Annotated in this window: 3 protein-coding genes and 7 pseudogenes; 4 read left to right on the forward strand and 6 right to left on the reverse strand. The window is 71.3% G+C overall.

Annotation, left to right across the window (positions count from 1 at the left end):
• Positions 1-2: 2 nt before the first annotated feature.
• Positions 3-1,794: pseudogene (ggt, locus tag StrepF001_RS24585) on the reverse strand (gamma-glutamyltransferase).
• A gap of 125 nt (positions 1,795-1,919) precedes the next feature.
• On the opposite strand from ggt, the pseudogene StrepF001_RS24590 reads away from it, so the two are divergent.
• Positions 1,920-2,640, forward strand: a pseudogene (locus StrepF001_RS24590) (hypothetical protein); the annotation flags it as partial.
• Here the strand turns inward: StrepF001_RS24590 and StrepF001_RS24595 are convergent.
• A pseudogene (locus StrepF001_RS24595) lies at positions 2,561-3,595 on the reverse strand (alpha/beta fold hydrolase). The pseudogenes StrepF001_RS24590 and StrepF001_RS24595 overlap by 80 nt on opposite strands.
• A 242-nt stretch (positions 3,596-3,837) precedes the next feature.
• Here StrepF001_RS24595 and StrepF001_RS49595 point away from each other — a divergent pair.
• Positions 3,838-5,393, forward strand: a pseudogene (locus StrepF001_RS49595) (alpha/beta fold hydrolase).
• A 217-nt stretch (positions 5,394-5,610) separates the two neighbouring features.
• Here StrepF001_RS49595 and StrepF001_RS48275 read toward each other — a convergent pair.
• Positions 5,611-6,006, reverse strand: a pseudogene (locus tag StrepF001_RS48275) (DUF6278 family protein).
• Between the two features lie 302 nt (positions 6,007-6,308).
• Between StrepF001_RS48275 and StrepF001_RS45720 the strand changes: the two are divergent.
• A complete protein-coding gene (locus StrepF001_RS45720; RefSeq protein WP_165396354.1) occupies positions 6,309-6,479 on the forward strand; it encodes a hypothetical protein in 171 nt (56 codons plus the stop codon).
• 97 nt (positions 6,480-6,576) lie between these two features.
• The gene (locus tag StrepF001_RS48280; protein WP_129800372.1) at positions 6,577-7,284 is read left to right on the forward strand and encodes a hypothetical protein; all 708 of its coding nucleotides are present in this window, start codon (positions 6,577-6,579) and stop codon (positions 7,282-7,284) included.
• A gap of 723 nt (positions 7,285-8,007) precedes the next feature.
• Here the strand turns inward: StrepF001_RS48280 and StrepF001_RS24620 are convergent.
• The 3 genes and pseudogenes from StrepF001_RS24620 to StrepF001_RS24630 form a co-directional block, all read right to left on the reverse strand.
• Positions 8,008-8,782: pseudogene (locus StrepF001_RS24620) on the reverse strand (exodeoxyribonuclease III).
• 48 nt (positions 8,783-8,830) lie between these two features.
• Positions 8,831-9,460, reverse strand: a pseudogene (locus tag StrepF001_RS24625) (MBL fold metallo-hydrolase).
• Between the two features lie 55 nt (positions 9,461-9,515).
• Positions 9,516-10,709 (reverse strand): alpha/beta fold hydrolase, encoded by a 1,194-nt coding sequence (locus StrepF001_RS24630; protein WP_240797662.1) that lies wholly within the window; start codon positions 10,707-10,709, stop codon positions 9,516-9,518.
• Positions 10,710-11,082: the final 373 nt, after the last annotated feature.

The following is an 11,082-nucleotide window of genomic DNA, read 5'->3' on the forward strand; positions in this document are numbered from 1 at the left end:
CGCTACGACGCCGGCCGCACCACCATCGCCGAGCCGCCGCCCGCCGTACCTTCTCGGCGGCGGCCAGCCACTTGCCGTCCGGCAGCCGCTGCACAGCCGTGGTCGCGCCGATCTCGGGGTTGAGCCGGAAGCCGTGCCCGATGGACTCCAGCCGCGCCTTCAACGGGCTGTCGTACAGGCCCGGTTCGAGTTCGGTGGTGGTCTGGTTGCGCTGGCTTGCGCGCGGCGCGGCGATCGCGTCGACGAGCGGCAGCCCGCGGTCGAGGAAGCCGGTCAGGGTCTGCAGCACGGTGGTGATGATGGTCGCGCCGCCGGGCGAACCCAGCGCCACCACCGGCCTGTTGTGCCGGTCGAGCACGATCGTCGGCGAGATCGACGACCGCGGCCGCTTGCCCGGACCGGGCAGGTTCGGGTCATGCACGGCCGGGTCGGCCGGGGCGAAGGAGAAGTCGGTCAGCTCGTTGTTGAGGATGAACCCGCGGCCGGGGACCGTGATGCCGCTGCCGCCGGTCTGCTCGATGGTGAGGGTGTAGGCGACGACGTTGCCCCACTTGTCGGCCACCGTCAGATGGGTGGTGTTCTCGCCCTCGTACGTCGTCGGCGCCGCCTTTCCACCGGTGGCACAGGCCACCGGGTCGCGCGGGTCGCCGGGCGCGAGCGGGCTGGTGAGCACGGCATCGTCCTTGATCAGGCACGCGCGGGAGTCGGCATAGCGCTGGGAGAGCAGTTCCTGCGTCGGTACGTCCTCGAAGGCGGGGTCGCCGAGCCAGCGCCCGCGGTCGGCGAACGCGATCCGGCTCGCCTCGATGTGGCGGTGCAGGTACTGGATGTCGCTCGCCTTCGAAAGGTCGGTGCTCTCCAGGATGTTGAGGGCTTCGCCGACGTGGTGCCGCGGAGGAGGAGGGGGCGATGGAGTAGACGCCGAGGCCGCGGTACGTGGTCTTCGTGGGCGCCTGGAGCTTGGCGTCGTAGGCCGCCAGGTCCTTCTCGGCCAGTTCGCCGGGTCGGGCGTTCCAGCCCGAAGCCGGATCCACCGGCGGCTTGTTGACGGTGTCGACGATGTCGTCGCCGATGTCGCCGCGGTAGATCGCGCCGACGCCCTTCCTGCCCAGCTCCGCGTAGGTGCGGGCGAGGTCGGGGTTCTTGAAGGTGGAGCCGACGACGGGGAGTTCACCGTTCGGCAGGAACAGCTCGGCGGTATCGGGGAAGTAGCGGAACCGGGTCTCGTTGGCGGCGGTCTGCGCGCGGAAGGTGGCGTCGACGGTGAAGCCGTCGCGGGCCAGCCGCTCGGCGGGCGCGAGCAGGGCGGCGAGCCGCTTGCTGCCCACTTGTCGAGCGCCGTCCGCCAGGTGGCGGGCGTGCCCGGGGTGCCGACGCCGAGGCCGCTGCTGACGGCGTCGGCGAGGGCGAGCGGCTTGCCGTTCTCCAGGAAGAGGTCCGAGTCGGCGGTCAGCGGCGCGGTCTCGCGGCCGTCGATGGTCTGCACGCTGCGGGACCTGGCGTCGTAGTAGACGAAGTAGCCGCCTCCGCCGATGCCGGCGGAGTAGGGCTCGGTGACGCCCAGGGCGGCGGCGGTGGCGACGGCCGCGTCGACGGCGTTGCCGCCTTCCTCAGCACCTCGATTCCGGCGGCGGAGGCGTCCGCGTCGACGCTCGCGACCGCACCGCCGTAGCCGACGGCGACCGGACTTTCTCGGCCGGTGCCGTCGTGGGGGCCGGGGCGCCGCGGCCCCACCGACACCACGGCGGCGGACACCGCCAGGACCGTCAGTTTCCGCACGACAGGGCGACGCATCCGCACCTCCAGTCAGGAACCGGTTCGCGCAGCCTAATCCATTGCCATGCCCCGTCAGGATCACACACCTGGGCGCAGACATCACCTCGAACACGGTTTCTCTTCGCCCGCTACCATGCGCGCCCATGAATGACGACGTGCGCAACATCGTCCTGGGCGTGATCGCGGCAGCCATCAGCGCCGGGCTGGGCTGGATCGCCCGTACCTACCTGTGGAAGCGGAAGCTCCGCCGCAAGCAGGAGTTCCTCGGGCTGCCGAAGAACTCCGAGTCACTGCTCGTCGTCAACCGCGATCCGGCCGCCTCCGAGCCCGCGGTCCACCGGTTCGACGTGTTCGCCCTGCTGGAACTCGCCGCATTGATCAAGGACTGCGGAGCGAACGTGCCAGATGGTGACCAGGACAACGTCCAGCAGGGCTTCGGCGAACGCACCGAGTTCTGCATCGGCGGCCCCGGTTCCAACCGGCGCATGCTGGCCCATATGGCGGCCATGCTGCCGGCGTGCGCGTCAACATCGACCCGGAACCGGGCCCGGACCGGGGCGCCTTCCAGATCGGCAGCGAGCGCTACCGCATGGAGGCCGGTGTCACGGAGTACGTGCTGCTGGCCCGGCTGACCGCGGCGAGCGGCGCGAGGCACGCCCGGTGTTCCTCTTCTGCGGGCAGCGCGCGATCACCAACCAGGCCGCTACCCGCTATCTCGCCCGCAACCATGAGCGGCTGGCCCGCAAGCACGGCGCCAAGCCCTTCGTCCTGCTGCTCAAGGTCGTCAACTCACAGGCCTACGGCCCGGACGTTGTCGAGCTGGTCGCCGACGTGACCCGGACCGCACAGGCTCCCCTGCCGTCACGGAGGCCGCCGCTCCTCCAGGGAACTCACACCGCGCCCCTGAATGCAGCCGCCTCGGCGGCGTCAGCGTCTCCTCCAGGTGGGCGAGCACCCGCAGGTGGTACGCCCGTGCCGCCCACCCCAGGCTGATGTTGTGCCCGGCGCCCGACAGCCGCTCCACCAGGACGCGGGGCGCGGCCGTGAACCGTCCGGCGAGGTCGGCCAGGTCGTCGTCGGTGGTGCGCCACCAGGCCTCGTGCTCGGCGAAGGTCAGCCGTACCGGCACCCCCACCCGAGGCAGCAAGGTGTCGGAGAGCCGGGGCCAGTCCCTGACCCCCTCGGCCTCGCGGCGCGGCATCGGCGCCACCACCCGCCCGCTCGCCAGGAAGGTGCCCGGCGGATACAGCGTCAACGGCCCCAGTTCAAGCGCCGTTGCCGTACGCCGTGCAGTTGGGCGAGGCTGCCCGGGTCGACGGCGAACCGGTGGCCGATCCCGGCCACGTCCACGGCGAGGAGGCTCTCGAGGACCCGTCGGCGGCCAGGTGCAGGGCCAGTTTTCCACCGTACGAGTGACCCACGAGCAGCACACCGGCACCGGTCGGACACCGCTCGCCGAACTCCATGATCGCCGAGCTCACCGTCACCGCCTGCTCGGCGAGCGTCTGCCCGTCCGGGAGCCGGGCGGCCGAGTGGCCGTAGCCGGGGCGGTCCAGGGCGAGCACGGTGAAACCGAGCCGCGCCCCCAACGCGAGCAGGGACAGGTCGGGATGCGCCTGCCCGTCGAAGTAGCCCGCGCTCATACCGCCGCCGTGCAGGGCAACCACGGTCGCCCGGGCGCACTCCGCTCCGGCTCGGCCAGCAGCCCGGACAGGGAGACGCCCGCTGCGTCGAGCGTGATCGCCGCACCTCGGCGGACATCGCTGCCGTCGGCTGTTCCGAGGCCGGCAGACTTCCGCTCACAACGCTCCTTTCTCATCGCCTCATGTGCTGGACGCGTCCAGCCTGGGGGCCGCTCCATGACCCCGCAAGGCGGGCCGAGTTCAGGCCTGCGTCCGGTTTGCAGGCTCCCGCAGCACTGTGTATGGCCGAGGTCGGAGGCACGTCGGAGATCTTCAACGCTCAATCGTTACTGCCACGTAACTTACCGACGGGTTACCTACGGTAAGTGGTGCCGGTTACCGTCGGGTCACTTTCACTGACACGAGTGAGGAGTGGCCCGTGGGACTGCCTCGCAAGGCCCTGCGCACGACCGCCGTGGGCGCCGTCTCCGCGACCCTGGTCGCCGGTAGCGCCCTCGGGCTCGCCCCGCCGCCCAGGCGGCCCCGAACAGCGTCCGCTTCGTCGACGTCACCGGCGACGCGGCACCGTCCTCAAGGCGAACGTCGTCACGCCCGCGGGCGCCGGCGCCGGTGACCGCTACCCCCTGCTCGTCCTGCCCACCAGCTGGGGCCTGCCCCAGGTCGAGTACTCGCCCAGGCCCAGAAGCTCGCCGACGCCGGGTATGTCGTGGTCAGTTACAACGTGCGCGGCTTCTGGCAGTCCGGCGGACACATCGAGGTCGCCGGACCGCCCGACATCGCCGACGCCTCCAGGTCATCGACTGGGCGCTCGCCAACACCCCGGCCGACGCCGGCGCATCGGCATGGCGGGCGTCTCGTACGGGGCCGGCATCAGCCTGCTCGCCGCCGCGCACGACAAGCGGGTCAGGGCGGTCGCCGCACTCAGCGGCTGGGCCGACCTGATCGACTCGATCTACTCCGGCCGCACCCAGCACTCCCAGGCCGCCGCCCTGCTGAACGGCGCAGGCACGCTCACGGTCGCCCCAGCCCCGAACTCCAGCAGATCTTCAAGGATTTCTTCGCCTCCGATCTGGACCGGGAGGACGAGCTGATCGCCTGGGGGAAGAAACGTTCCCCCGCGACCTACGTCGACCGTTTCAACGCCAACGGCACCGCGGTCATGCTCGCCAACGCCTGGGGCGACACGATCTTCCCGCCCAACCAGTACGCGGACTTCTACGAGAAGCTGACCGTCCCCAAGAGCTTCAGCTGCGCCCCGGCGACCACGCCACCGCCGAGGTGACGGGACTGTTCGGGCTGCCCAACGACGTGTGGACCGACACCGGGCGCTGGTTCGACCACCACCTCAAGGCGCGGACAACGGCATCGACCGTGAACAGCCGGTCCGCCTCAAGTCCGTTCCGGGGGCGGCTACGAGGACTACCCGGACTGGAAGTCGGTCACCGCGACGAGCCGGAAGATCGCCCTCGCGGACACCACCACGATCCACACGAACGTCAACTCCGGGGCGGACGGCGGGATCATCTTCCTGTCGAGCATCCTCGACCAGGTCGCCCAGGTCCCCCGATGGCCTCGATCCCCTGCTCCCGCGCCGCTGGGCCGCCGTCTGGCAGTCGGAGAAGTACGCCACCGCCCAGCACGTGCGCGGTACGGCGAAGCTGCACACGACCATCACGCCAACCAAGGAGAGCGGAACCCTCGTCGCATACCTCTACGACGTGGGCCCGCTCGCCTCGGCAAGCTGATCAGCAACGCGCCGTTCACCTTCCACGGGCGAACGCCCGGCAAGCCGTTCGGCGTCGACCTGGAGCTGTTCTCCACGGCCTACGACGTCCCGGCAGGGCACCGTCTCGCCCTGGTCGTCGACACGGTCGACCCGCTCTATATCGAGCACAACCCGTCCGGCGGGCGGCTGACCTTCTCCTCGCCGCGAACGACCCGTCGTACGTGTCGATTCCGCTGCGCGAGCAGTGATCTGCGGCGCTGCCGGGCGGGCTTGGCTCGGGGTACTGCTGCCCCTACGGGATGAACGGCACATAGTAGTCGAGGTGCGCAGCGACGGCCCGACCGATGGGGCAGAGCAGGGACCCGGCCTCCGGCCGGTCGGGGAACACAGGTTCGGACTGGGTCAACGAGCCGGTGTCGAACAGCAGATGGGGGCGAGGGCCGGTCCCCCGCTCGGTGCGGGCGGTCAGGACTCGGCGACCTCCGCGTACAGCTGGGACAGCTCCGGTACACCATGCGCGCCCACTCGTGACCGGAGCCACCACGTCGAACTCGCGGCCGGACTCCAGCCGCACCACCGGCTGGCCGTCGGGCCAGATCTCCCAGGCCGCGCCCGCACCGTGCGCACGATGACGGTGCCAGATACAGACGGCGTCGTTGCCCAGCCAGGGCAGGATCTCCTCGTCGTCCCGCCAGCGCGCAGCAGCTGGTCGAGCGCCTCCAACGAGGCTGATGTGTCGTCGAGTCGGACACCCGCCGGCCCGCCTGGGAGCGGAGCAGCTCGCACTCGGCCAGGAGCTCGGCGATGCCCGTGGGGTCGGGATCGGGGCCGCTGGCGGCGGTGGCCGAGAAAGGATGTCATACGTCCAGCCTGTCATTCGCACCCGCGTGCGCACCACAGGCGCGCGGGTGATCGTGTCCGGTCGTCCGGGCGGTTTCATGCAGTGTTCGCTCATGGTTCGTTGACCGGGCCGCCGCCTCCTTTCTAGCTTCCCGTGCGTCGTTCGTCTCGGTCCGGAGCAGGCCGGAGCAGGCCGGAGCAGGCCGGAGAAGTCCGGTCAGTGCGGTCGGTCCGGTCAGCCCGGATCACCGGAGAACAGGGAGGGTCGGTTGGTACGCCGAAGGTGTCCGGGGCTCGCAGCCGTCCTCATCCTCTTCGGATCCGTGCTGCTCACGACCTCCGCACAGGCCACCGTCGAGGAGACATCCGCGCCACTGCCGCTGGAGCAGCTCTTCGACAACACGGCCGTCAGCGAGGACACCAGCCCCGCCGAAGCCGACTTCGACGGCTCGGGTGCCTCCCTCTCCGCCCAGGACCTCGACGCCGCGGGCTGACGCCGGGCCGCGCGCTGACCGTGCAGGGCGCCACGCTGACCTGGCCGGACCGGGCGGCGGGCGAGCCCGACAACGTCCGGGCCGACGGCCAGAGCGTGTGCTGTACGGCACCGGCGACGCGCTCGCCTTCCTGGTCGCGAGCACCGCCGGCGACGAGGTCACCGGCTCGGGCACGGTCTCGTACGCCGACGGGAGCCGCGTCGACGTACGTGCTCGGCGCGCCCGACTGGCGCCGGGGCCCGCTCGCCACCAAGGCGTGGCCCTCCCCCACGTCAACACGCCCGGCGGCCAACTCGCCGAGAAGGCACGGCTGTACGTCGTGACCGTGCCGATCGTGCCGGGGCGCGCGCTCGCCTCCGTGCAGCTGCCCCGCGCGACCGACCTGCATGTGTTCGCCCTGTCGGTGCGGACGGCCGCGCCCGCTGGACAGGCAGCTGGGCGACGGCGACGTCCGGTTACCAGGCCGTGGGGCCGTGGACCGACCGGACACTGCGGCTGGTGGTGCACACCTCGGCGGGCGGGCCGATGGTGCGGCTGCGCTTCGACAACACCTTCGCAGCGGCTCCGGTACAGATCGGGAGCGCGACGGTGGCCGTGCAGCGGGCGGGCGCGACGGCCGGGGCACGCCGGTGCCGGTGACCTCGGGAGGGCGGCGGGCGTCGAGGTCCCGGCCGGGGCGCAGGTGTACAGCGACCCGCTCGCCTTCGACGTGCCCGCCGACACCAACCTGCTGGTCAGCTTTCATCTGCCGGGGACGGTTCCAGCGGCGCCCGTGCACCGGCTCGCGCAGCAGCGTCGTATCTGAGCGGACCGGGCGACCACGCCGCGGACGGCTCGGCGTCGGCGTACGCCACGGTCCTGACGAACTGGCCGCTGCTGACCGGGGTGGACGTCGCGGCGGCCCGGGTCGGTGGTGATGCTCGGCGACTCGATCACCGACGGCGACAGGTCCACGGTGGACGCCAACCGGCGCTGGCCCGATGTGCTGGCCGCCCGACTGCATTCACAGGACCTGGTCCCGCACTACGGGTGCTCAACCAGGGCATCGGCGGCAACCGTGTGGTCACCGACCGCTACCCGGGAGACGGGGTCTCCAGGGATACGGGCGGGTGAGCGCGCTCAACCGGCTCGACGGGACGTACACGCCCAGACGTCGGTGCGTACGCTGATCGCCTTCGAGGGCGTCAACGACCTGCTGTCGGCTCGACCGCGGATGAGGTGACGGCCGGGCTCCAGGAGATCGCGACCGCGCGCACGCACGGGACTTCGCGTGCTGGCGGCACACTCCTGCCGTGCGGCGGCCAGGCCGGGTGCACGGCGGCCGTGGAAGCCGAGCGGACCGCCGTCAACGCGTGGCTCCGGGACACCGACGTCTTCGACGGGGTGCTGGACCTCGACGCGGTGCTACGGGACCCGCAGCAGCCGACGCGGCTGGCTCCGGTCTACGACAGCGGGACCACCTGCACCCGAACGACGCGGGGCTCGCGGCGCTCGCGCACTCGTGGACCTGACGCTGCTGTGAGGGCCGCTACACGTTCAGGTCCACTACGACCGGCGCATGGTCCGAGGCGCCCTGCCCTTGCGCTCCTCCCGGTCCACGTACGCGTCCTTGACCGCCGTCGCGAACGGCTCGTTGCCGTACACCAGGTCGATCCGCATACCGCGGTTCTTGGGAAGCAGAGCTGGCGATAGTCCCAGTACGTGAACGGGTGCTCGTACTTCAGGGGGCGCGGGACCACGTCGGACAGGCCCGTCTCGCGCAGGGAGGCCAGGGCGGCACGCTCGGCGGGGTGACGTGGTGCTGTTCTCGAACACGGCACGTCGTAGACGTCGTCGTCCGTCGGAGCCACGTTGTAGTCGCCCAGCACGGCGAACGGGCGGCTGCCGCCCGCGTCGCCCGCGACGGCTGCCTTCAGGGCCTCGAACCACTGGAGCTTGTAGGCGTAGTGAGGATGCTCCACCTCACGGCCGTTCGGCACGTACACCGACCAGAGGCGGACCGGGCCGCAGGTCGCGGAGATGGCGCGGGGCTCCACCACGCCGTCGAAGCCGGGGTCGCCGGGCAGGCCCTTGACGACGTCCTCGAGGCCGACGCGGGAGAGCACCGCCACGCCGTTCCACCGGCCGGTGGCGTGGACCGCGGACTCGTAGCCCAGCTCGCGCAGCTGCTCGAAGGGGAACTGCTCCTCGGCGACCTTGGCCTCCTGCAGGCAGAGCACATCGGTGCCGCTGCTCTCCAGCCAGGCCAGCAGCCTCGGAAGGCGGGCGGTGATCGAGTTGACGTTCCAGGTCGCGATGCGCATGCCTCACAACGTACCGGTGGGTCCGACAACGCGGCCCCCCTGTCGTCGTCACAGCTCCGCCGAGGCTCCGGGCGCCAGCCGCAGTGCTCCGCGCCGCCCAGGGCGCCGATCTGGTTGTCGTAGATGGGCGGCGAGGTCGGTGAGGAGGGCGTCGTGGATGTCGTAGGCGCGCTGCGGCTTGACCTCACGTACGTAGTCGATGACCTCGGAGATCTTGTTCCACGGGCCATGACCGGCAGCATCAGCGTCTCCACCGGCCGGTCGGGACCGTGAGGGCGTCGCCGGGGTGGAAGACCCGGCCGCCGTCGATCAGATAGCCGACGTTGGTGATGCGCGGGATGTCCGGGTGGATCACCGCGTGGAGTTCACCGTGCACCTGGACGTCGAAGCCCGCCGCGGTGAACGTGTCGCCGTGGCCGACGGTGTGGACGCGGCCCGGGAACGCCGCCGAGATCTTCTCCGCGACGGACCTGAGCGTCCAGATCTCGGCGGCGGGTCGGCCTCCATGGCGGCTCGCAGCCGCTCCTCGTCGAAGTGGTCGGGGTGCTCGTGTGTGACGAGGATCGCGTCCGCGCCGACTGCGGCGTCCGCCTCACTGAATCCACCGGGGTCGAGAACGAGCGTCTGCCCGTCCTTCTCGAGCCGGACGCACGCGTGCGACTTCTTCGTGAGCTTCATGGGTCCATCCTGCCCGGTCCGGCGCTGCGGGCCTCGGCCGCCGACCGAGCCGGGCTCACTCCTGGGGCGTGGTCTCCTCCCTGATGACCTGCTGGGCCACCTTGAACGCGCTGTTCGCCGCCGGTACGCCGCAGTAGACGGCCGCCTGGAGCAGCACCTCCTTGATCTCGGCCGGGGTGAGGCCGTTGCGCAGGGCGGCGCGGACGTGGAAGGCGAGCTCGTCCAGGTGACCGCCCGCGACCAGGGCGGTGAGGGTGATGCAGCTGCGGGTACGGCGGTCCAGGCCGGGCCGGCCCCAGATCTCGCCCAGGCGTAGCGGGTGATGAACTCCTGGAAGTCCCCGAGAACTCGTCGGCCTGCGCCAGCGCGCGGTCGACGTGCGCGTCGCCGAGCACCTCCCGGCGCACCTTGATCCCGGCGTCGTACGGGTCCGGCCGTCCCGCGCCCAGCGGTTCCGCAGCAGCCGGGGCGATCTCGGCGATCGGCGCGGACTGCGCCGGCACCGCGGCGAGGACCGGCTTGACGGGGGCCGCCGCGATGGCCATCTGGCCGGTGGCGTCGAAGCCGGGCTGCCAGGCGTGGAGAAGTGGGTGACCAGCAGGTCCGTGACCGCCGCGGGCTGTTCCACGGGAACCAGGTGGGAGGCGCCGGGTACGACGGCGAGACGCGCGTCCGGTATGCCGGCGACCAGCGTACGGGCCTCGGCGGGGCCGGTGACCTGGTCCTCCGAGCCGACCAGGACCAGCGTCGGCACACCCACGCGGCCGAGTTCCGGCCGTACGTCGAACGTGGCGAGTGCCTCGCAGGCGGCGATGTAGCAGCCGGGGTCGGTGGTGCGCACCATCTGCACCGCCCACTCGGTGATCGCCGGCTGGGCGGCGGCGAACCCGGCGGTGAACCAGCGGTCGGGTGCGGTACGGGCGATCGGGTCGAGCCCGTTCGTCCGCACGATCACGCCGCGCTGGCGGAACTCGTCGGCCGTGCCGAAGCGCGGCGAGGCGGCGATCACCGCGAGTGAGGCGAGGCGCTCGGGGTGGCGCAGGGCCAGTTCGACGCCGACCGCGGGCGCCGAGAGCGCAGCCCGCGTAGCCGAAACGCTGCACGCCCAGAGCCTCGAGCGTGGCGAGCAGCCGGTCGGTGAGGTCGGCGACGGAGCCCGCGGGGTAGGCGGGGGCGCCGCCTGTCCGGGCAGGTCGAACCGGAAGACCCGCCACTGCTTGGTCAGCTCCGGGACCTGCCGGTCCCACATGTGCCATGTGGTACCCAGTGAGGGACCCAAGATCAGGACAGGTGCGTCTTCTGGCCCGTCAAGCGGTATTGCAGGGTGTTCGGTGGTGTCTCGCTCACCCGCCTGAGCCTCTCATCTGTCACGACAGCCCCTATGAGCGGGGGCCTGGTGTAGCTATCTGACCAGGTGGAAGACCTCCCGGGCCGCCCTAGGGCTGCCGACTTCGTCGCCACTGCACCAGATCGCGGTATCCCGGCGTAGTGGCCGGGAACTCGATCGATGTGCTCATGGCCGAACCTGCCTGTTCCCTTCCGGTCCCACTGCGCGTCGCGTTGCGGTGCCGGGCCGCGTCAGGCGGTCAGAATCGTGAGGCCGCCACAATGATCGGCAGGCC

Origin of the sequence: Streptomyces sp. F001, assembly GCF_004187715.1 — a bacterium.
Lineage (GTDB): Bacteria > Actinomycetota > Actinomycetes > Streptomycetales > Streptomycetaceae > Streptomyces > Streptomyces flavusporus.

Bases quoted from the DNA above. Each gene is read 5' to 3' on its own strand.
- StrepF001_RS24630 (WP_240797662.1), bottom strand. From the start codon at position 10,709: ATGTGGGACCGGCAGGTCCCGGAGCTGACCAAGCAGTGGCGGGTCTTC.